Annotated in this window: 17 protein-coding genes; 7 read left to right on the top strand and 10 right to left on the bottom strand. The window is 71.6% G+C overall.

What is annotated here, in order from left to right; translation table 11 throughout:
- Positions 1-78: 78 nt before the first annotated feature.
- The 6 genes from LMH63_RS03425 to LMH63_RS03450 form a co-directional block, all read right to left on the bottom strand.
- Entirely contained in the window at positions 79-1,836 is a 1,758-nt protein-coding gene (locus LMH63_RS03425) for a sensor histidine kinase (protein WP_109679386.1), read from the bottom strand.
- Positions 1,766-2,551 (bottom strand): DUF2334 domain-containing protein, encoded by a 786-nt coding sequence (locus tag LMH63_RS03430; protein WP_109679385.1) that lies wholly within the window; start codon positions 2,549-2,551, stop codon positions 1,766-1,768. Before LMH63_RS03430 ends, LMH63_RS03425 begins: the two co-directional genes overlap by 71 nt.
- Positions 2,544-3,662, bottom strand: a complete 1,119-nt coding sequence (locus LMH63_RS03435; protein WP_158280409.1) for a glycosyltransferase — start codon at positions 3,660-3,662, stop codon at positions 2,544-2,546. Before LMH63_RS03435 ends, LMH63_RS03430 begins: the two co-directional genes overlap by 8 nt.
- The gene (locus LMH63_RS03440) at positions 3,595-4,923 is read right to left on the bottom strand and encodes a sulfotransferase (RefSeq protein WP_158280408.1); all 1,329 of its coding nucleotides are present in this window, start codon (positions 4,921-4,923) and stop codon (positions 3,595-3,597) included. Before LMH63_RS03440 ends, LMH63_RS03435 begins: the two co-directional genes overlap by 68 nt.
- Positions 4,924-5,413: 490 nt before the next feature.
- Complete coding sequence (locus LMH63_RS03445) at positions 5,414-5,725, bottom strand: HPF/RaiA family ribosome-associated protein (protein ID WP_109679382.1); 312 nt, start codon at positions 5,723-5,725, stop codon at positions 5,414-5,416.
- A gap of 91 nt (positions 5,726-5,816) precedes the next feature.
- A complete protein-coding gene (locus LMH63_RS03450) occupies positions 5,817-6,380 on the bottom strand; it encodes an invasion associated locus B family protein (RefSeq protein WP_109679381.1) in 564 nt (187 codons plus the stop codon).
- A gap of 346 nt (positions 6,381-6,726) precedes the next feature.
- Between LMH63_RS03450 and LMH63_RS03455 the strand changes: the two genes are divergently transcribed.
- A complete protein-coding gene (locus LMH63_RS03455; protein ID WP_109679380.1) occupies positions 6,727-7,524 on the top strand; it encodes a DUF3750 domain-containing protein in 798 nt (265 codons plus the stop codon).
- Positions 7,521-8,285 carry a hypothetical protein gene (locus tag LMH63_RS19440; protein ID WP_109679379.1) on the top strand — a complete coding sequence of 255 codons (765 nt, stop codon included), beginning with the start codon at positions 7,521-7,523 and terminating at the stop codon, positions 8,283-8,285. The genes LMH63_RS03455 and LMH63_RS19440 overlap by 4 nt, the downstream gene beginning before the upstream one ends.
- Positions 8,286-8,480: 195 nt before the next feature.
- Here LMH63_RS19440 and LMH63_RS03465 read toward each other — a convergent pair whose 3' ends face one another.
- From LMH63_RS03465 to LMH63_RS03475, 3 genes are all read right to left on the bottom strand, one after another.
- Positions 8,481-10,376: a transglycosylase SLT domain-containing protein gene (locus LMH63_RS03465; RefSeq protein ID WP_109679378.1), complete on the bottom strand. Its 1,896-nt coding sequence runs from the start codon at positions 10,374-10,376 to the stop codon at positions 8,481-8,483.
- Between the two features lie 211 nt (positions 10,377-10,587).
- On the bottom strand, positions 10,588-11,295 hold the full coding sequence (locus LMH63_RS03470; protein WP_109679377.1) for an anti-sigma factor family protein: 708 nt from the start codon (positions 11,293-11,295) through the stop codon (positions 10,588-10,590).
- Between the two features lie 55 nt (positions 11,296-11,350).
- Entirely contained in the window at positions 11,351-11,833 is a 483-nt protein-coding gene (locus tag LMH63_RS03475) for an RNA polymerase sigma factor (RefSeq protein ID WP_199225700.1), read from the bottom strand.
- Positions 11,834-11,982: 149 nt separating this feature from the next.
- Here LMH63_RS03475 and LMH63_RS03480 point away from each other — a divergent pair, with 149 nt between their 5' ends.
- The 3 genes from LMH63_RS03480 (at position 11,983) to LMH63_RS03490 (ending at position 15,770) form a co-directional block, all read left to right on the top strand.
- Complete coding sequence (locus LMH63_RS03480; protein ID WP_146205235.1) at positions 11,983-13,425, top strand: S8 family serine peptidase; 1,443 nt, start codon at positions 11,983-11,985, stop codon at positions 13,423-13,425.
- Positions 13,426-13,680: 255 nt separating this feature from the next.
- Entirely contained in the window at positions 13,681-14,802 is a 1,122-nt protein-coding gene (locus LMH63_RS03485; protein WP_109679374.1) for a hypothetical protein, read from the top strand.
- Positions 14,802-15,770: an ABC transporter transmembrane domain-containing protein gene (locus tag LMH63_RS03490; protein ID WP_109679373.1), complete on the top strand. Its 969-nt coding sequence runs from the start codon at positions 14,802-14,804 to the stop codon at positions 15,768-15,770. Before LMH63_RS03485 ends, LMH63_RS03490 begins: the two co-directional genes overlap by 1 nt.
- 395 nt (positions 15,771-16,165) lie before the next feature.
- Here LMH63_RS03490 and metH read toward each other — a convergent pair whose 3' ends face one another.
- The gene (gene metH / locus LMH63_RS03495) at positions 16,166-19,864 is read right to left on the bottom strand and encodes a methionine synthase (RefSeq protein ID WP_109679372.1); all 3,699 of its coding nucleotides are present in this window, start codon (positions 19,862-19,864) and stop codon (positions 16,166-16,168) included.
- Between the two features lie 407 nt (positions 19,865-20,271).
- On the opposite strand from metH, the gene LMH63_RS03500 reads away from it, so the two are divergent.
- Positions 20,272-21,096 (top strand): glycine/sarcosine N-methyltransferase, encoded by an 825-nt coding sequence (locus LMH63_RS03500; protein WP_109679371.1) that lies wholly within the window; start codon positions 20,272-20,274, stop codon positions 21,094-21,096.
- Positions 21,089-21,946, top strand: coding sequence for a class I SAM-dependent methyltransferase (locus LMH63_RS03505; RefSeq protein WP_199225699.1), 858 nt, complete (start codon positions 21,089-21,091; stop codon positions 21,944-21,946). The genes LMH63_RS03500 and LMH63_RS03505 overlap by 8 nt, the downstream gene beginning before the upstream one ends.
- Positions 21,947-21,948 lie beyond the last annotated feature (2 nt).

Here is a 21,948-nt window from a genome sequence, read left to right on the forward strand (position 1 = left end):
ACGCCGCGACCCGCGGTTCGCGGGCGACGCCCGGCCGGCCTCCGGCCGGGCGTCGTTATTAGTCGTTTCGGAAGTATTTCAGCCGCCCGGTTTCCCCGGATCCGCCGGCAGCAGCCAGCGCACGTGGGCCCCCCCTTCCGGCGCCGTCTCGACCCAGGCGTGCCCGCCGTGGCGGGCGATGATGCGCGCAACCAGCGTGAGGCCCAGACCCGAGCCGGCCCCTCTGCCCCGGAGCCGCACGAAGGGGCGGAACACGGAGTCACGATCCGGCACATCGATGCCGGGGCCGCTGTCGGCGACCCCGAGCACGTCACCCGCCTCGCGGCGCTCGTGGCTGAAGCGGATCCGCGGAGCCTGCCCTGCGTGCCGCAGGGCATTGCTGATCAGGTTCTGGTAGACCGCCCGCAGCAGGGTCGGATCGGCCCGCACGGTGGCCTCCGGTGGCGGCGACAGCTGTGCCCCGCTGTCGCGCAGCGTCCGGTCGAGGTCGGCCAGCACCTGCCGCACGCACTCGGCCAGCGCGACCGGCTCCACCGCCAGCTCACTGCGGCCGACGCGCGAGAGCTCGCGCAGCGCGCCGATCAGCTCGCCCATTCGCCCGGCGGCCTCGCGGATGCTCCGCAGGTCCTCCAGCGCCTGGGGCGAGAACCGCTCGGCGCCCTCGGCCTCGATCAGCTCCGCGTAGGTGTCCATCTGGTTGAGTGGCTCGCGCAGGTCGTGGGTGACCGCCTGCAGGAACTCCTCCAGCGCCCGGGTGCGTTCGCCCACCTCCCGCTCGAGGGCAGCGGTGCGCTCCCGCGCCGCCTGCTCCACGCGCGCCTGCTGCACGGCCTCCCGGCGGGCAGCAACCTCCGTGCGCAGGGCCCTGAGCCCGGCATCGAGGCGCTCCGCGGCCGCCTCGCCGGGCTCGGCGTCGATCCGCTGCAGCACCAGAGCCGGAGCATGGCGGCCGGCGGCGACCTGGATCGGTGCGGAAAGGCGGCCGCGCACCGTCTCGGCCCAGCCGTCGGCGAGGTGCTCGGCCTGGCGTGCCAGCATGAGCGCGCCGTCGGCGGCCACGCCGATGAGATCTTCCTCCCGCGCCTCTCGGCCGAGGCGTTCGGCCAGTGCCTGGCGCAGGGTGGCCTGCTCGCCGGCGAGCGCGCCCCGCGAGAGATCGGACATCTCCGCCAGCAGGAGAATGGCCAGTGCGCCGGTCGCGGCCGCCCGGCCCGCCAGACGGTGCCTGAACAGCTCCTCGCCGGGCAGCCCCGTCGCCGGGTCGAACAGCGCGTCCTCGGCCAGGCGGCGAAAGCGCTGGTTGAGCTCCGCCTCACGCTCGATCTCGGCCTCGGCGAGCTCGGCCAGCCGGCGGAGGCTGGCGCGCTCCCGGGCGTCCAGACGCCGCGGGCGGCGGTCGGCGATGCACAGGGTGCCGAGGGCCTGACCCTCGGGGCCGCGGATGATGGCCCCGGCATAGAAGCGGATATACGGCTCGCCGATCACCAGCGGGTGCTCCGCGAAGCGCGGATGCTGGAGGGTGTCCTCGATCATCATGAGATTCGGCTCGTTCAGCGCATGAGCGCAGAACGAGACCTCCCTCGAGGTCTCGCGGACCTCGAGGCCGCACACTGACTTGAACCACTGGCGGTGCTCGTCCACCAGGCTCACCAGGGCGATGGGCACTTCGAAAAGCTCGGTGGCGAGCCGGGTCAGGCGGTCGAAGCGCTCATCCGCCGCAGTGTCGAGGACGTGGAGATCATGCAGGGCCGCAACCCGGTCGACATCACCGGACGGCGTCGGCGGAGCGAACGTTGCCCGCGGACTCTTGGGCCCGCTTGCGGAATGTAGGGTCATGGCTGCCCTCCCGGCGCGCACGCATCATGGTAACGCGGGGGCGGGAAGGGGCGAAGCGCGCCATATCGGCCGCCAGGTCACCGGCCAGTGCCAACCGGTCATCAAACGGATGCAGCGCAAGCCGTGGCCGGCGCCGCCGCGCCAGCAGGCGAGCGGCGGCGTTGCCGAGCCGCAGCGCCCGGGCCCGACCCGGTGTGTCCGCCTCGTAGCCGAGCAGGGGCAGGGGCGTGCAGCGGCTCCGGCGGGTGTCGTACACGCCGGCGAGCGTCTCCACGAAGCGGAACGGCTGCTCGGCCAGCCGCCGCCGTGGTACCGGGCCGAGGGCCCAGGCCGGCGGCACGTACAGCCGCGGCGCGCGCAGGCCGACCTCTTCGAACCAGCCATGACAGTCCCGCATGAGCGTGAGAATGCCGTCGGCGTCCCGCGCAAGGTGCTCGGCAACGTCGCGGGAGATCAGGCGGCTGTGCAGGCGATGGCGCAGCCCGCGCACCGCGTCGACGCGATGTCGCCAGCCGTGCCCCGCGAGCCGGTGGCCGGCCTGCTGCCAGGCGCGCAGGCGGTCCAGCGCCGCCGGCGGCCAGGCCCGCCCCGGGACCACCAGCAGCGTCACCCGCCGCCAGTCCGCGGCCTCCGCCAGCGCCAGCAGCCGCGTGACCCGGGTCAGCGTCTCGGGCATGACGTCGTGGATGCTGAGCCAGCCCGCCGCCTCAGGCATGGCGGCGCTCCCCGGCAGCCTGCCCGGCGAGGACGTCGAGCCACGGCGTGATGCCGGACTCGGCGCAGGCAAGCACCGCCGCGCGACCCTGCCCGGCCTTGTGGGCGAGCACGGCCGGGTCGAGGGCCGTCACCCGGGCGAGGGCGTCGGCAACGTTCTCGCCCGCGCCGATGCGGTGCAGTCCGCGCGCCAGCTCGGGCCAGTCGAGGATGCCGCAGCCGCGGGCGGCCAGCGTGATCCGCCCCCGGGCCAGGGCCTCCAGGGCCACGGTGCCGAACGCCTCCACCACCGAGGGCAGCACCAGGAGGTCGCTGCTATCCAGGGCATCGAGAATGGCGTCCCGGTCGAGCCAGCCCAGGGCCTCGAGATTGGGCAGCCGCGCAGCGGCGGCATCGACCCAGGGCCGTTCCGGGCCGTCTCCGGCGATGCGGAACTGCAACCCCGGCAGCCGCTCCGCGGCCTCGATGACGGCATGCACGCGCTTCTCCGCAGCCAGACGGCCGACGAACAGCACGCTGCGTGGCGGGCTCTGCAGCGCCGCCGGCGGCCGCTCGAGGAACGGCCGCGGCAACGGCGTACCCAGCAGGTGGGCGCGGCGCGCTCCGAGCTCCTGGGCCAGCCGGTGCATGCCAGGTGCGTTGGTAATGACCGCATCGGCCTGGCGGAACAGCCGGCGATTGGTGCCGGCGAGCCACCACCGGTTCAGCGGCGCCAGGACGCGGCCCCAGTAGAGCCCGGTGAGGGCCTCGTAATGGGTATGCAGGCCGAACAGCAGCCGCGCGCCGAGGCGCCGCGCCGCGCGCGCCCCCAGCAGGCCGTAGGGGCCTGGCGTGGCGACGATGATCACATCCGGGGCGAAGGCGGCGAGGCGCTGCTGCAGTCGGCGCGGCGAGGGCAGGCCGAGGCGCTGGGTAGCGTCGCCAGGCAGTGGCATCTCCAGCCAGTGCGGCAGCGGCTGGCCGCTGCCGGGGCAGAGAAGGGTCAGTGCCTGCACACGCGGTTCCAGGTGTGCCGCGAGATCCCGGTAATAGGTGCCGACGCCGTTACGCTCCGGCGCGGCATCCGAGACGATGGCGACGCGCAGGGGCAGGCGTGATGACGGCGATGCCATGGTGGTCCCTCGGGGGCTGCGGTGGACGGGACGGGAGCCGATGGGCCGGGACCGCATACTCGCCCGTGAGGTCGAGCAGGGCGGTCACGTCGGCGAAGCGATGGCGCACGCTGGCCGCGTCCAGGTTCCAGTGCGCCAGCTGGTGCCGGTGTCCGGAGCGGTGGTGCCGGGCGGCCGCGTCGGCTGCGGCCAGCCGGTTCTTCAGGGGTGGCGCGAGCGGCAGCCCGAGTTCCCGGTAGCAGGCGCGGACCGCCGCGGCGAGTCCGCGTCGCTGTGCCGGCAGGGGCAGCAGCACGGCGCGACCGGCCGGCAGGCGCGGCAGCTGCTCGAGCAGGGTGTCGTAGCCGAGGCCAAGCTGGCTGATCATCCGCTCCCGCAGCACGTCGCGGCGGTAGGGGCCATGCAGGCTGCTGAGCGCAGGGTCGAGGCTGGCCAGCTGGGAGGAGAGGGCGCCGGCGGGCTCGCGCAGGCAGGCGATGACGCGAGCGTCCGGAAAGGCCTCCAGCAGGCTGCCAGCCAGCGGGGCGAAGGCCGCATTCTTGGCGAGGTAGCGCCGGTGGCCGCCGTGGAAGTACAGATGGCGCTGGATGCAGCGCCGGTAGGCCGCCATCAGGCGGCGTCGCTCCGGACCGGTGAGGCCGTGGTCTCCGCGGCCGAGACGCCAGAGGCCCGGGGCATCCGGAAAGGCCACCACGAGGATGAAGCACGAGAGCCGCGGCAGCAGCGCCAGGTAGTCTTCCTCGGGGGCGTCGAGGCCGATGGGGTGGACGCCCTCGAGGCCTCTGGAGAGGCGGCTCGCAGCCCGGTTGACGAGCCACGCCCCGGGCGATCCGAGCCGGGCATCGAGTCGGGCGATGCCACGCCATAGGTAACGCCAGCTGATGGCCGGCGCGAACAGGCACTCCCAGGTGCGCATGGTGGTGAGGCGTGGGTCGTGGGCGAGCAGATGGTGCAGCGCCGTCGTGCCACTGCGGGGCACCCCGAGGATAAACAGCGGCGCCCGCACGGGCAGGCGCCGGTAGCCACGAAACAGGATCTCGTCCAGGGCGAAGCCAAGCCAGTGGTAGGCGAGGCCGATCGGCAGCAGCACCAGCAGCGCCAGGGTAGAGAGCGCATGCCGGAGCGTGAGCCGGGCAATGCCGTCACGCGGCGGCAGCAGGGCGCTCACAAGCAAATCCAGCGCTCGGCCCCAGCCAGCAAGGCGTGCAGCGCCCAGGGATGGCTCGGCGGCGGTCTGATCCTGGCGGGTGCGTGTGCTCACTACCCCCACACGGTGGCAGGGCACTGCGACACGCGCCTTGCACGGATGTGACGACGCGGTGACAGCACCGTCGCCGGCGACGCCGAGACCCGAGGGCACAACGCGGCTCGGTGTTAGAGGCGCACCCGTAGACGTGTAGGTCGGCAAGCGCGCAGCGCTCGCCGACAATTGCGCCTCGGCGGGACCCCTGCCGTTCGCCTGCCGGCGGGTCGGGTACCGCCTCGCGGCGGTTCCCGACCTACGATGGCTGCCGGCACACGCCAGGTGGCCGCCTCCGCGGGCCATGAAGAGGGCCGGGGGCGCCGCAGCCGTTTAGCGCGGTAGGTCGTGCGCGGCGAAGCCGCGTGCGACGTTCCCGGTTTCAGCGGAATCGCGGCCCGGCCACCGCGCGTGCCGCCCCGGACACGATGTGGGCCCTGTTACGGCGACCAACTCGCTCACGGTGAAGCGGAGCTGGTCATCCCCCGGCTCCTGAGCGTGCGGGTTAGGGTCAGCGGTCGTTACGGCGGCCGATGCGGTGATCCAGGGCGCGCTCCAGCTTGCCGGCGGCGGCGTGGGCCGCGCTGTAGGCGTCCTCGGCCAGCGCCTCCACGGCCACCGGTGGCATGCCGCGGGGATGCGCCTCCATGGTGCAGGTGGTGTCGGGTCCACCCTTGCCGGCGTTCACGTCCTTGAAGTGGACCTCGAGGCGGGTGATGTCGTCACCGTGCTTGCGGGCCACCGTCGCAAGTTTGGCGTGCACGTGCTGCTCCAGGGCCTCTGATACGTGGACCCCTTCGCCGGGATTCACCTCGATCTGCATGGGTTCGCCTTTCTCCTGCGTGCCTTGCTGCTGTAACAGATGGTGACGACGCCGGCCCGCCGCAAGGGTCGGCGTGCGCCGGCCCGGGCCATCAGCGCGAGACGTGGTCGAGGGCGGCGGTGAAGCCGAGCAGCGAGATCGGCAGCTGCACGCCCCGGCCCTGCGGATCGGCGATGGTGATGGTGGCCTGGGTGCCGGCCTTCATCTGCTCCACCAGCCCGGACTCCAGCTGGACGTCAGCGCGGCAGCCGTTGCGGATGCAGAGCTGTACGGGAAACCGGATAGGCTCGTTGTCGTCCACCTGGAGCTGAACCCCGGGGGGCAGGCGCATGCCAAGGGGCAGGTTGAAGAGCGCCACCGGCTGGTCTTCACCCTGGGGGTAGCCGATGACCACCTCCATGACGCTCTGGCCGCTCTCCTGATGGGTGACCTGCTGGTACATCTCGCACAGCTCGGCGGCGCCGAACTCGTCTTCCGGCGGCGGCTGGCAGCGCACTACCCAGTCTTCGTACTGATCGGCGACCTCGGCCTCACTCTGGTCGGTGCCGGCCGGGCCTTCGGTGTTGCCATCGCCGTCGCCGAGCTGCTGGGCAATCGCGGGCGTTACCGCCAGCAGCAGGGCGAGGAGCAATGCCAGAGGTGTGATGCGTCGCATGGGTCGGATCCTTTTCGGCGTCTGTGGGCGGCGGCGTCGCTGCGGGCGAGCTGCGGGCGATCAGTGTAGGCCGGCAGGCGCAGGTCGCAAGCCGTCGCGCCCTGGACACTCTCCCAGCTTCGGGTGTTCCCGTAGGTGCAGGGAAAATTCCCCGGCTGGCCGGCTAGCTAGATGGTTGGCTGCACTGCGTGGCCCCGCGGTGCCGGTAATGGATTCGCGGCCGTGCCCGGTGCGGCCTGAGGCGGGAGCCCAATCGCAGCACCGCGGAGGCTGCACCAGAGCGTCGGCCGTGTCTGGGTTGCGGCGGGGTTAGACTGCCAGTTCTTAAAGGGCAGGATGGGAAGCCATGCACTGGTTGCGTCGGATGCTGATCGTGTTGCTCGTCATGCTGGCGGGGCCGGCGACGATGTTTGCGCGAGGCGGGTTCGAGCTGGAGGGGAACTGGGCGACGGCGGATCGCTCTCCAGTAGGGCTGGCGCCGGCCCCCGCCGAGCATCCAGAGGCGCTGGTGCAGGTTTATGCGGCGCGCGCCTTCGAGTGGCGCGGGGTATTCGCCGTCCACAGCTGGGTGGCCACGAAGCCGGCGGGGGCGAGTCACTACACCGTGCATCAGGTCACCGGCTGGGGCCGTCCCGCCCTGACCTCCCGCATCGGGCGCCCGGATCGGCAGTGGTTCGGCAATCCGCCCTCGCTGCTGGCGCAGCTGGCCGGGGCCGATGCGGCGGCGGTGATCCCCCGTATCGAGGCGGCGCTGGCGGAATATCCGTTCCGGCAGCGCTATCGCATCTGGCCCGGACCCAACAGCAACACCTTCACCGCCTGGCTGGCGCGGCGCATCCCTGAGCTCGGGGTGACCCTGCCGGGGACGGCCATCGGCAAGGACTACCTCGCGGGTGGCGTGCTGGCGCCGGCGCCGAGCGGCAGTGGCTATCAGGTGTCGCTGTTCGGGCTGCTGGGCGCCACGGTGGCGCGGCGCGAGGGGCTGGAGCTGAACCTGCTGGGCCTGGTGTTCGGGTTGCGGCCGGACGGCCCGGCGCTGGTGCTGCCGGGGCTGGGCCGATTGGGGCCGGCGGCGGGGTTGCCGGATGGGGCGCACTCCGGCACGGTTGCCGGCGAGTTGGCTAACGAACAGGGGGCTCAATGACCACGCCACGCTGGCCCGCCCTGCTGCTCTGTCTCGCCCTGGCGGGGCCCGCACTGGCCGGGCATGGTGGGCAGCTGGAGGCGGACGAGCTCGGGGCCGCCCTGGATGGCGACCGCGCCCATCGAGCGGCGGCGGTGGATTTTGTGCTCGCCGAGCCGGCGCCAAGGACGTCCCTGGAGATGCTGGTCGCGGCGGCACGGGCGGTGCAGCTTGGACGGGTGGAGGATGCCGGCGTGCTCTACTACGGCGGCGAGATGCGTGCCCGTTACGAGCTTGACGCCTATCGCAGCGAAGGCCCGGACCCCGGGTCGCCGGCGGCCACCGTGCGTCAGCTCAGCCATCAGCTCGGCCAGGCCATCCATCCGGCGACCCTCGACAACCCGGAGCGCCTGGAAGCGGTGGTCGGGCGTCTCGAGGACTGGCCGGTGCGGCCGCCGGAAGGTTACCGCCCGGCGTGGCCGGTGCAGAGCGAGGTGCTGCCCGAGGTGGCGGACCGCATCGCCGGCGAAATCCGGGAAACGCGCCTCGGCGTGCTCCGGGACTATCTCGTGGCGGTGCGTGACGACGTCTGGAAGCAGGCACTGGAAGACATCCGCGCCTACAACGGCCTCTCCAGCGACCGGCGTGACACCGAGGCCGCCCGCGAGCGCCTGGCCGATGCCCAGCGCCGCATCGAGCGCGCCGAGGAGCGCCTCGACGTCTGCCTGCTCAGCGCCGGCTGCCGTCCCGAGCAGCCTGTGAATCCGGGTGGGCGCGGCTGAGCGCTGAGGGGATTGACCGCAAAGGCGCAAAGGGCGCGAAGACGGAGGTGTTTTCGTACCTGATGCAGCCGGTCCGCGGCGACCTCAGCGGGCGGGAGCGGCCGTGTGCCCGGTGCGGAGCGGGGCGTTCACAACTCTTCGTCTTCGCGCCCTTCGCGCCTTTGCGGTTAATCCGGTTGTCAACTCAAACGATTGCTAGCGATCCGCCCGCAGCACCTCGCTCAGGCGCTGGGTGTCGCCGGTGAGGCGGAGGCGGTAGACGGTGCGGTTGAAGAGAATGGCCTGGACGTAGTCGCGGGTCTCGCCGAAGGGCAGGGTCTCGATCCAGCGGGCGCTGCCCGGTGGCGGGCCGCTCCCGGCCTCGAGCCAGCCGGCGACGCTGCCCGGGCCGGCGTTGTAGGCGGCGATGGCGAGGACGGGATCGTCGAAGCGTCCGAGGAGGTGGGCAAGGTAGCGGGCGCCGAGGCCGATGTTCATCTCGGGGCGCTCCAGCACCCGGGGCAGGGGCTCGCTGTCCGCGCCGTCCCGGTCCAGCAGCCAGCGGGCGGTCGCAGGCATGAGCTGGGCGGGGCCGCAGGCCCCGCGATGGGAGCAGCGGCCCAGGCCAAAGGCGCTTTCCTGGCGGATCAGCGCGTACAGCCAATCGGCGTCAACGTCCGCCTGCCTCGCCGCCGCCTCGACACTGTCCCGGAAACCGAAGGGGAAGCGCAGCCGCGAGGCGTTGCTCGTTCCGGCTCGGCCACTGGCGTGCATGACGGCCCAGGGCCAGTCTTCGGCCTGGGCCCTGCGGGCCGCGGCGAGTCGCTCCGCCGGCGTGAGCAGAGCCATGGCCGCACGCCATTCCAGGCGGGCGTACGCCGTCTCGCCGGCGGCATGCAGCTGCTGCGCGCGGACCAGCGCCGGCAGTGCCGGTAGCTCCGACGCGGCCTCCGGGCCCTTCTGACCCCAGCGGTAGGGCCGGCCCAGGGCGTCCGCGGCGAGAAACCCGTAGTAGCCGAACTCGCTGGCGGCGCCCTCGTAGGCACGGCTCGCGGCCGCGGTGCGGTCCTCGGCGGCCAGCGCACGACCAAGCCAGTACTGCCACCTGGCGCGCTGCCCCTGTTCCGGTGGCATGCGGCCGATGGCGCTGCGTACCGCCGGCCAGTGGCCGGCGCGCAGAGCCGCGCGCACGCGCCATGCGCGAGCCACCTCGTCGCTGTCGGCATCGCTCAGGGCACGCAGCCAGGTGAGTCCGTCGGGGTGGTCCCGGTAGGCCGCCCAGAGCGCCGCGGTGCGCTCGATACGGCCGCGTGCCCGGGGCTTGAGCCCATGCCGCTCGGCCACGGGCAGCAGATCGCGGGCCGCCTCGGGGTCGCTGCGGGCGAGGCGCTCCAGGGCGGCCACCAGCACGCGGCTGCGCTCCGCGGCCGGGCCCAGGGCCTTTGGCTCCAGCCCCCGGGCCTTGGCCGGCTGTGACCATACCGTGAGCCAGTGGTCCAGCCAGCGCTGCTGCTCCGTCGGCAGCCGGTCGCGGTAGGCACGGGCGAGGCCGGGGTTTCCGGCCTCCAGGGCCAGCAGCATGCGCGCCCGCAGACGCTCGGCGGTGAGCTCGCCGCGGTCGTGGAGATAGTCGAAGGCGTCATTGCAGGCGCCCGGCTGACGGTAGCCCACGTGCCACAGGGCGAGGGCGACGCGGGCCGCCGAATCGTGATCGTCCGCCTGGCGGTGGGCCTCCACCAGGGCGCAGCGCACGTGGACATCGCGCTCGCCGGCGTAGCGGCTGCGCAGCGCCGCCCAGTCTTCGCGACGCGCGAGCTCGCGCAGCCAGGCCACCCGAAGGCGCTGCGTCACGGCGAGATCCGCGTGGCGATCCAGGAACGCGTTCACGCGTGCCGGCGAGGCCTCCTCCAGCTCCGCCCGCAGCACGGCGTAATCCAGATACGCCCGGATGGGCTCGCCCGCCAGGGCCTTCCGGGCGGCGTCGACGGCGGCCGTGTCGCCGGCCTCCAGGGCCCGCACGCCGGCCCGGTACTGCTCTGCCGGAGAGGCCGCGGCCGCCATGCCCGCCATCGCGAGCAGTACGCTGGCTAGCGTCGTCGCCACTGTGCGCATGCCCGCTCCTGTGCGCGCCGAGTCGACGCATCAGGGTACACCGGGGCGCCTGGCCGGGGGCATGGCCTGCGCCGGCGCGCCCCCACAGACGGACAGGTTTCGGCGGTAAGCCGCCTCCCTCGGCCGCCGCACCGATACCGTCGGGCTGCGCAGCTGACGCTCGTTGCCCGCCTTGTCGACGCCCTGACCCGCGACGATCAGCGCAGCGGGATCAGTCGTGCCCGCCGTGGCCCAGGTTGTCGAGTGCCGCCTGCTCCTCGGCGGCGTTCAGGGTCCGTGCGTCGCCGGCGCCGATCAGCGCGCGCAGCCCGTCGCCGGCGCTGGCCTGGCGATAGCTCGTGCCGGCCGCACCGCCGGCCAGGGCGATGTTCCGCCACTGCCCGGACTCACTGCAGGCTACGGCCACGGTCACCGCCTCGCCGGCCTCCCGGGCCTGGTATTCCCGGCAAAGTCGGCCGTCATCCGTGCGGAAGGTGACCAGCGGCGCAATCTCCAGCGTGCCCGCCCGAGCGACCTCCCCGCTCGGCGTGGCCGCGAGCGCAGCCGCCAGGGCGCTGTCGACGGGGACCGGCCCCGCGGCGAGGGGCGACGCCTCGGGGGCAGACGGGGCGAGCAGGCGTCCGAGGGCGAGCCCGAGCACCAGCGCCGCGGCGGCGGCGAGCGCGGGTGCCTGGACACGGCGCCATAGCGGGATCACCGCCGCGGGTGGCCTGGCTGCGGCCTGCAGCCGCTCCGGTACCGGGGTGTTCTCCACCTCGTCGAAGGCCGCGCATAGCAGATCGTCGTTGCGGCGCAGCTGTTCGAGGCGCCGGCGCAGGCCGGCATCGTCCGCCAGTGCCGCCTCCACGCGTTCACGCGTGCCGGCGTCCAGCTCGCCGTCCAGATAGGCGCTCAGCATTTCGTCATCGATCCCCGTCATCGTGCTACCCCCTCACCCGCCCCGTCTTCGCCGGACCCGGCGGGCACTCCGCCATTCATGCCCCGGGATCCGCGATGGCCTCGGCGAGCCGCGCCCGGGCCCGGGCCAGCCGGCTCATGACGGTGCCCGTGGGCACTCCGATCTGCTCTCCGGCCTCGCGGTAGCTCAGCCCGGAGATGGTCACCAGGGCCACCACCTCGCGCTGCTCAGGCGGCAGCTGCGCCACCAGCGCGCGCACCCGCTCCAGGGTGGCGGAGGCCTCCAGCGCCGCACTGCCGTCGAAGCCCCGGTCGTCGCTGTCCGGGTCGTAGGCCACTTCGGCGCGCCGGCGTCGGCTGCGCAGCCCGTCGATCCAGAGATTGCGCGTCAGCGCCATCATCCAGTGGTCGAGCCGCGTTCCCGGCTGCCAGCGCTCGGCCCGGCTCAAGGCGCGTTCGCACGCGGCCTGGAGCAGGTCGTCGCCCTCGTCCACGGAGCCCGTCAGGGCACAGGCAAAGCGGCGCAGCCGTGGCAGCAGGGCGACCAGTTGCTCTTGCAAGGCCTCTTGACCGGTGGCGTTCATGGACTCCCTGTCTACACTAACGCTTGCGCTGGGCATCCTATTCCCTCGAATCGCTCTGCAGCGTGTCCGACGGATCCGGGAACCGGATCATCCGCCGTGGCCACCGGGTTGAAAGGAGATCGACCTTGTACCAGTCCCCAGGCGAAACGGGCCACCGCCCACCGTGGGCGCGCTGGTCGCGACGGCTCATGGCCGCAGCCCTGGCCGTGGCGCTGGCCTTGTTGCCGCTGGACGACGGCAGCCGCTCCTCCTGGCTGGCCCTCGCCCAGGCCGACGACGACGGCGGGGACAGCGACGGTGACGGTGGGGACGGGAACGATGGTGGTGGTGACAACGGCGGCGGTGACGGCGGTGGCGACAGCGATGGTGGGCGCGGCGGCGACAGTGACCCGACGGGTCGCGAAGAGGACCGCGACGGCGATGACGATGACGATGACGACGAGGGGGAAAGGGACGACGCCGCCGAGAGCGAGGAAGCATCTGCGCAAGGCAATGCCGAGGCGGTAACGGACCGTCTTATCCGTCAGGGCGGCATCGAGCATCTCGAGCGCGAGCTCCTCGCTCTGGAGGCGTCGCCCGGCGCCCTCGCCGCCGCGCGTCGGCTGGGGGCCGAGGTGCTCGAGGAGCGCGAGCTGGCGCGGCTCGGCCTGCGGGTCGCGCGTCTCCGGGTGCCGCCGTCGGCATCGCTGGCGCGCCTGAAGTCGGCGCTCAATGACCTCGACCAGGGTCGGTTCGACTTCAATCATGCCTACCGTCCGGCCGCCTGCAGTGGTCCGGGCTGTGATGCCCTGGGCCGCCTCGGCTGGGCGGGCCGGCCCGCGGCCTGTGGCGGTGGCCTGCGCCTCGGAATCGTGGATGGCCCCGTGGACGGCGCCGCGGCCGGCATTCCGGGATCCCGCCTGCAGCAGCGGCGCCTCGCGGATGGCCCCGCCCATGGTGACGCGCATGGCACCCGGGTGGCGGCCCTGCTGGCCGGCGCCGGTGCCGGAGTGCTGCCTGCCGCGCGCGTCCTCGCGGCAGATGTCTATCGCGTGGACGTGGATGGCCGCAGCCTGGCGCTGACCGACGATCTGCTGGACGCCATGGACTGGCTCGCTGGCGCAGCGGTGGATGTCGTCAACATGAGCCTGGCCGGGCCGCCCAACGAGGCGCTGCGGGCGGGGATCGGCGCGCTGGAGGCGCAGGGGATCGGCGTGGTGGCCGCGGCCGGTAACGGCGGCCCGCTGGCGCCGCCGGCCTATCCCGGCGCCTATCCGCCGGTCCTGGCCGCCACGGCGGTGGACGAGCGCCTGCAGGTCTTTCCGCGGGCGAATCGGGGACCTTATGTGGCGCTGGCCGCGCCGGGCGTCGATCTGCCCACGGTCGATGGTGCCCGCGTGAGCGGCACCTCGTTCGCCTCGGTCTTCGTGGCCGCGGCACTGGCCGATGCGCAGGCGCGGGAGGGTGGTCTGCAGGCCGGCCGCCGGGCCTTGCGCGCAAGCGCGCGGGATCTCGGCCCGCCCGGGCCGGACGAGACCTACGGCGCCGGCCTGCTGGGCTGGCGGCTGTCCTGTCTGGCCGATGGATGATTCCCGCGAAGGCGTTCAGCTACCCCCGCGTCAGGGACCCGCGAGGCCAGGGGGTTGTACCGGCCGTGCCCGCCTCGCTCAGGCGACTCGGTTGCCCGCCGCCGCGAAGATCATGGCTGGCAGTGCGGCTGAGCCTCGTTGCCAGTGCGGTGAATGGTCGATGACACCGGAATAGATTGGTTGCCGCCGTCGTTATCCCCCGTGAAAGCCGGGCCGGGGCGCCCGGCAGAATCGCCATCAGCGGAGGGATAGACGATGAGCAACGAGCTGCAGCCGGTCGACCGCGTGCATCAGGCCAAGCACGCCTTCACCACCCGCCGGGTCGATTTCCGCGAGGTGGCGTCGCTGCTGGACACGGCGACGCCGCGGGCCGGAGACCTGGTGCTCTGCGAGGTGCAGGCCGTAGGCCAGCACAAGACGCTGCACAGCCACGACGGCCGCCGCATGGATCTCTACGGCGGAGACCTCATCGTCGTGGCCTTCGGCAACCGCTACGCGCCGGACCAGTTCGAGGCGGAGGTGCCGGCCGAGCTGGGGGACTGCCACCTGATCGCCGCCGGCGGCATCGCCGGCGAGATGCGCAGCTGCCATGCCCGCATGGCGCCGCCCACCCGCATTCGGGCGCGGGGGCTGCTGCAGCGTGCGAACGGCGAGGTGATGAACCTCGCCGACTATGCCCTGCCGCGGCGCGTGATCAGCCGCCGCCCGCCGGTAATCGCGGTGTTCGGCTCGAGCATGAACTCGGGCAAGACCACCGTGGCGGCGCGGCTGGTGCACGGGCTGGTGCGCTCCGGTCATCGGGTCGGCGCCGCGAAGGTGACCGGCACCGGCGCGGCGGCGGACGTCTTTCACTTCCGCGACGCCGGAGCCGCCGAGGTGCTCGACTTCACCGATGCCGGACTCGGCACTACCTATCTCGCCGGACTGCCGGCTGTGCTGCAGGGTTTCCAGAGCCTGGTCGCCGAGCTCGCCCTGCGGGCGGTGGACAGCATCGTGCTCGAGATCGCCGACGGCGTGTTTCAGCCGGAGACCGAGGCGCTGCTGTCGGAGCCGGTGTTCCGCCGGCACGTGGATCGGGTGGTCTTCGCGGCACAGGACAGCCTCGGCGCGGTGCTTGGCGATCGCACCCTGACCGTGGCCGGGATGCCCCTGGTGGCGCTGAGCGGCGTGTTCACCCAGTCCGTGCTCGCGGTGCGCGAGGCAAGCGCCCGCGCCTCGGTGCCGGTGCTGCATACCGACACCCTGGCCGAGCCGGGGCGCGCCCTGTCGCTGCTGCACGGGGCCGGTGCCGTTGCGGGGCCTGCGCAGGGTCAGGCTCACGCCGGCCTGACGTCTCCGGCGCCTGTGGTGTCGGCAATGGCGGCGGTGGGCGTCTGATGATCCGCCTGCCGCCATTGCTCTCGGGGCGGCGGCGCTGGCTGATGGCCCGGCTCCTGCTCTGGGGGCTCGGTCAGGCCGGTGCCGCGGTGGCGACGGCCCTGCTCATGGAGCGGGTGTTCAGTGGCTTCGAGTCGGGTGGGCGACCGGTGACTGCCGTGGCCGTGCTGCTTGCGGTGGCGCTGGGGGCCTTCGGCCTGCGGGTGCTGGAGCGCACGGATGCGGAGCGCCTCGGGCAGCGCTACGTCGCCAGCTGCCGACTGTGGATGTACGATCGCCTCGCCGACCCGGAAGCGGCCGGCCTCTCGCCGCGCCGGCGTGGCCTGATGATGGCGCGCTTCGTCAGCGACCTGTCCGCCGTGCGGCTGTGGGTGAGCCAGGGCATCGCCCGGCTCGTCACGGGCAGCGTGGCCGCCACCGGGGCGCTGCTGGCCGCGGCGCTGATCGACCCCCGTCTCGCCCTGGCGGTGCTGGGGCCGTTCGCGCTGGCCGGTGTGGCGGTGGCCGTGCTCCGCCCCCGGCTTGCCGGCGCCGTGGCCGAGATGCGCCGCCGCCGGGGGCGGGTGGCCGCCCACGTCGGCGAGGTGCTGGAGTCGTTGCCGGACTGGGAAGCGCACATTGAGGCGAAGGAACGGCGACGCCTGAACCGGCGCAGCCGGTTCCTCCGCGACGCGGCGGCGCGGCGCGCGCGCTTCTCGGAGGCGGTGCGCGCGGCCCCGCAGCTCGCCGCGGCGCTGGCGGCACCGGCGGTGCTGGCGGTGGCGGCTGCGGATCCGGCCCTCGGCGCCGGCGCGGTGGTGGGCGTGCTCTCGGTGCTGGGCTTCCTCGCCCAGAGCACCGGCGACCTGGCCCGCGCCCTGGACTACCGCCTGAACTTCCGCATCGCCCGCGGCAAGCTGGAGCAAAGCCTCAACCGCCGCGCCGCCCCCGCCGGCAATCCTTCACCGGAGGCTCGCGAGTGCGCCTGAGGACGAGGCAGGTGGAGAACCGGCTCGCTCTGCGGCGGCCGGTGCCAGCTTCCGCGACAGGGCAGTTTGCCGCAGGGCCTGCCCTCTGCGTTTCTCTTCGTTGTGCCCGTTGTGCCCGTTGTGCCCGTTGTGTCGTTGTGTTGAAACGCCAGTCCCTCGAATCCGCGATGCCGGGGCCGCAGGATGCCAGGCCCACACACCGCCAAACCGGGCGCTGAACCCGCCGCCGCGACGGCGTTTGCCAGCCCGAAACCTTCAACCCGAAAAACGGAACGCGCCTGGGACGTCGCACACGGCTCAGCCGTGCACGACCTACCTTCTTCCACCGCTGCGCTAGTTCATCTCAACCTTGAACTTCAAACCTTGAACTCGAAACTGGCGCCGTCCCGGCGCCCTCAATCCTCCGGCTCGTAGCCGAGGTTGGGGGCGAGCCAGCGTTCCACCTCGCGGCGCTTCATGCCCTTGCGCCTGGCATAGTCCTCGACCTGATCCTGGTAGATCCGACCGATGCCGAAGTAGCGGCTTTCCGGGTGGCCGAAGTACCAGCCGGAGACGGCGGCGGTGGGGAACATGGCGCGGCTCTCGGTGAGTCGCAGGCCGATACGCTCGTCCACGTCCAGCAGCTCCCAGAGGAGGTCCTTCTCGGTGTGGTCGGGGCAGGCCGGGTAGCCGGGGGCCGGGCGGATGCCGGTGTAACGCTCGGCGATGAGGTCCGCGTTGCTGAGGTCCTCGTCCGGCTGATAGCCCCAGTATTCCCGGCGCACGCGCTGATGCAGCATCTCGGCGAAGGCCTCGGCGAGGCGGTCGGCCAGGGCCTTGACCATGATGCTGTTGTAGTCGTCGTTGTCCGCCTCGAAGTGGGCGACGTGCTCGTCGATGCCGATGCCGGTGGTCACCGCGAACGCACCCATCCAGTCCTCCAGGCCGGTGTCCTTCGGCGCGACGAAGTCGGCGAGGGACTGGTTGGGTCGCCCGGCCGGCTTCTCGTTCTGCTGGCGCAGGTGGTGCAGGGTCAGCAGCGGCCGGTCGCGGTCCTCGTCGGCATAGAGCTCGGTATCGTCGCCCACGGCATTCGCCGGGAACAGGCCGTAGACGCCCCGGGCGGTGAGCCACTTCTCCTCCACCAGCCGGGCGAGCATGGCCTCGGCATCGGCCAGCAGCTTGCGCGCCTCCTCGCCGACGACCTCGTCGTCGAGGATTTTCGGGTAGGAGCCGGCGAGCTCCCAGGCATGGAAGAACGGCGTCCAGTCGAGATAGGGCACCAGCTCCTCGAGCTCCGGCTCGATCAGGTGGACGCCCGGCTCCCGTGGGCGCACCGGCTCGTAGCCTGACCAGTCGATGGGGGTGCGGTTCTCGCGGGCGGCGTCGATGCTGATCCACTTCTGCCGCTTCTGGCGCCCGGCGTGCTGGCGGCGGACGCGCTCGTACTCCTCGCGGATGCCGGCAGCGAAGTCCTCGTAGCGGGTCTCGCTCACCAGGTTGGAAGCCACCCCCACGGCGCGGGAGGCGTCCTTGACGTACATGCAGTCGCCTTCGTACTGGGGGGCGATCTTGACCGCGGTGTGCACGCGGGAGGTGGTGGCGCCGCCGATGAGCAGCGGAGTCTTCATCCCCCGGCGCTGCATCTCCTTGGCGACGTTCACCATCTCGTCCAGCGAGGGGGTGATGAGCCCGGAGAGGCCGATGATGTCGACGCCCTTCTCCTCGGCGGTGTCCAGGATCTGCTCGGCGGGCACCATGACGCCGAGGTCGGTGACCTGGAAGTTGTTGCACTGGAGGACGACGCCGACGATGTTCTTGCCGATGTCGTGGACGTCGCCCTTCACCGTGGCGAGCAGGATGCGCCCGGCCGGCTCGTCGTCCCCGCCACCGCGGGCCGCCTTCTCCTCCTCGATGTAGGGCAGCAGGTAGGCCACGGCCTTCTTCATCACCCGGGCGGATTTCACCACCTGGGGCAGGAACATCTTGCCCTCGCCGAAGAGGTCGCCGACGACGTTCATGCCGTCCATGAGCGGCCCCTCGATCACCTCGATGGGGCGGTCGAACTGCTGCCGCGCCTCCTCGACGTCCTCCTCGACGTAGTCGGTGATGCCTTTCACCAGCGCGTGTTCCAGGCGCTTCGCCACCGGCTGCTCGCGCCAGGCGAGGTCCTCCTCCTTCTTCCGGCCGCCCTGGCCCTTGTAGCGCTCGGCGAGGTCCAGCAGGCGCTCGGTGGCGTCCTCGCGGCGGGCGAGGATGACGTCCTCCACGTGCTCGCGCAGCTCCGGGTCGATGTCGTCGTAGACCTCGAGCTGGCCGGCGTTGACGATGGCCATGTCCAGCCCCGCCTTGATGGCGTGGTAGAGGAACACCGAGTGCATGGCCTCGCGCACGGCGTTGTTGCCGCGGAAGGAGAAAGAGAGGTTGGACAGCCCGCCGCTGACCTTGGCCTGGGGCAGGTTCTCCTTGATCCAGCGGGTGGCGGCGATGAAGTCCACCGCATAGCGGTCGTGCTCCGGGATGCCGGTGGCCACCGGGAAGATGTTGGGGTCGAAGATGATGTCCTCGGCCGGGTAGCCGGCCTTGTCCACCAGCAGCCGGTAGGCGCGCTCGCAGATCTCGATGCGCCGCTCGTAGGTGTCCGCCTGGCCCTGCTCGTCGAAGGCCATGACCACCACCGCGGCGCCGTGGCGCCGCAGGTCCCGGGCCTGCTCGAGAAATGCCGCCTCGCCCTCCTTGAGCGAGATGGAGTTCACCACCGACTTGCCCTGCAGGCACTTCAGCCCTGCCTCCATGGCCGGCCACTTGGATGAGTCCACCATCACCGGCACGCGGGCGATGTCCGGCTCGGAGGCGACCAGGTTGAGAAAGGTCACCATGGCCTCCTCGGCGTCAAGCATGCCCTCGTCCATGTTGACGTCGATGACCTGGGCGCCGCCCTCCACCTGCTCCTTGGCCACCTCCAGGGCGGTGTCGTAGTCGCCCTCCTTGATCAGGCGCTTGAAGCGCGCCGAGCCGGTGACGTTGGTGCGCTCGCCGATGTTGAGGAACAGCGCGTCGGCGCCGACGTTGCAGGGCTCCAGCCCGGAGAGACGCAGTGCCGGCTCGGGTTCGGGGATCTCCCGCGGCGGCAGCCCGGCGACGGCCTCGCGCAGGGCCGCAACGTGCTCCGGCGTGGTGCCGCAGCAGCCGCCGACGATGTTGACGAACCCGCTTTCGGCGAACTCGCGCACGATCTTCGCCATGAACTCCGGCGAGTGGTCGTACTCGCCGAACTCGTTGGGCAGGCCGGCGTTGGGGTAGACGGTGACGAAGGTGTCCGCGACCCGGCTGATCTCCTTGACGAAGGGCCGCATGAGGTCGGCGCCGAGGGCGCAGTTGAGCCCCACCGTGAATGGCCGCGCATGGCGCACCGAGTTCCAGAAGGCCTCGGTTGTCTGCCCCGAGAGGGTGCGCCCGGAGTTGTCGGTGATGGTGCCGGAGATCATCACCGGCCAGCGCTGGCCGCGGTCCTCGAACAGCCGCTCCAGGGCGTAGATGGCGGCCTTGGCGTTGAGCGTGTCGAAGATGGTCTCGATCAGCAGCAGATCGGCACCGCCCTCCACCAGGCCCTCCGCCGCTTCGCGATAGGCGGTGACCAGCTCGTCGAAGGTGACGTTGCGCTTGCCCGGGTCGTTGACGTCCGGGGAGATGGAGGCCGTGCGGTTGGTGGGGCCGATGGCGCCGGCCACGAGCCGCGGCCGCGATGGGTCTTCCGCCTCGAACTCGTCGCAGGCCTCCCGCGCGAGCTGCGCGGCGGCGACGTTGATCTCCCGGGCGCAGGCCTCGAGGCCGTAGTCCGCCTGGGCGATGGTGGTGGCGCTGAAGGTGTTGGTTTCCACCACGTCGGCGCCCGCCGCGAGGTTTTCGCGATGGATCTGGCGGATCACCTCGGGGCGCGTGAGCACGAGCAGATCGTTGTTGCCCTGCAGATCCTTCGGATGGTCCGCAAAGCGCTCGCCCCGGAAGTCCGCCTCCTCCAGCTCCTGGTTCTGGATCATCGTTCCCATGCCGCAGTCGAGCACCAGAATTCGCTCGGCGAGGGCGGCCCGGAAACGGTCGATGCGCTCGGTCATAACACCACTGATCGGGTCGTGCGAAGCCTTGCAGGATAGCACGGGAGGGCCCTGCAAGCGGGATCTGCAGCTGATCCCGGCTCACAGTGCCAGCTTCCTGCGCTTATTTGAAAGCGACCTGTACTTTGCAAAATACGACATTCTGAACCAACCTCAAGGGACGGCGGTGCACGGGGCCGGCTTCCTCAGGGTGTCCAGGGCACCGTGCAGTTCGCGAGGGGGCCGGCGCATGGGCCGGGCTTCCGCGCATCACGTCGGCACCCGAACGATGGAGGAGGCGAGGGCTTGCCCGGGCACGGCAACGAAGTAGTGCCGGCCGTCGGGTTCGGCGCCGCGCCGCCGGTGTCGGCGGCAGGCGGGCGCAGGGCGTCCGCCGTGGGTTCAAAGAGGCAAGAGGGGATGCATTGATGGATGCGATTCGATCACGCCAAAGGCAGGACTTCGGTTCCGACCCGGTCGAGTGCCGGGAAACCGATCACTATCAGTTCGAGTACATCGAAGGCTTCGTCGACAAGTGGGACGAGCTCATCGACTGGAAGAGCCGGGCCGAGAGCGAGGGGGACTTCTTTATCGACGTCCTCCGCCAGCACGGCGCGCGGCGCGTACTGGACGTCGCCACCGGCACCGGCTTCCACTCGGTACGCCTGATCGAGGCCGGCTTCGAGGTCGTGAGCTGCGACGGCAGCCCGCAGATGCTCGCCAAGGCCTTCGAGAACGGCCGCCAGCGCGATCTGATCCTGCGCACGGTGCAGGTGGACTGGCGCTGGCTGAACCGGGACATCCACAACCACTACGACGCCATCATCTGTCTCGGCAACTCCTTTACCCACCTCTTCTCGGAACACGACCGCCGCAAGGCGCTGGCCGAGTTCTACGCCACCCTCAAGCACGATGGCGTGCTCATCCTCGACCAGCGCAACTACGACGCCATCCTCGACGTCGGCTACTCCAGCGCGCACACCTACTACTACTGCGGCGACAACGTCTCCGTGTACCCGGAGCACATGGACGAGGGCCTTGCCCGGTTCCGCTACAGCTTCCCGGACAACTCCGTTTACCACCTGAACATGTACCCGCTGCGCAAGGACTACACCCGCGGCCTGCTGCGGGACGTGGGTTTCCAGCGCGTGGATACCTACGGCGACTTCCAGGAGACCTACCGGGACACGGAGCCGGACTTCTTCATCCACGTCGCCGAGAAGCGCTATCGGGAGGCGGACGATCATGAGTAGCGTAGTGAAGAGCCGTTACGCGTCGGCCGAGGAGACGGCCCGCGAGTACTACAACAGCCCCGACGCCGACAACTTCTACTTCGAGGTCTGGGGCGGCGAGGACATCCACGTCGGGCTCTACCGGGACGCGCAGGAGCGCGTCTACGATGCCAGCCGCCGCACGGTGGCCGAGATGGCGAAGCGGGTGCCCGGGCTCGGGCCCGGGACCCGGGTGCTGGACATCGGCTCCGGCTACGGCGGTTCCGGGCGCTATCTCGCCCACGAGTACGGCTGCCCGGTGACCGCGCTCAACATCAGCGAGACCGAGAACGAGCGCGGCCGGCAGAAGAACCGGGACCAGGGTGTGAATCATCTGGTCGAGATCATCGACGGCAGCTTTGAGGATCTGCCGTTCGAGGATGCGAGCTACGACGTGGTCTGGTCCCAGGACGCCATCCTGCACAGCGGCGACCGCCGCCGCGTGCTGGAGGAGGCGGTGCGGGTGCTGCGCCCGGGCGGGTATTTCGTGTTCACCGACCCGATGCAGGACGACCGCTGCCCGCAGGAGGCGCTGGCGCCGATCCTCGAGCGCATTCATCTCTCGACCCTCGGCTCGCCGGGGTTCTACCAGCGGACCCTCACCGAGCTCGGGCTCGAGGACCTCGGCTTCGAGGATCATTCCGAGATGATCGCGCGCCACTATGGCCGGATCCGCGAGGTGCTGGTGAACGAGGAGGACAACCTTGCCGGCACCGTCAGCGAGGGCTACATCGAGCGCATGAAGCGCGGGCTCCAGCACTGGGTGGACGGCGGCCGCGCCGGCCACCTGCGCTGGGGCATCTTTCTGTTCCGCAAGCCGGAGGAGGCGTGACG

The sequence above is a fragment of the Spiribacter halobius genome, assembly GCF_020883455.1.
In the GTDB taxonomy this organism is placed as follows: Bacteria; Pseudomonadota; Gammaproteobacteria; order Nitrococcales; family Nitrococcaceae; genus Sediminicurvatus; species Sediminicurvatus halobius.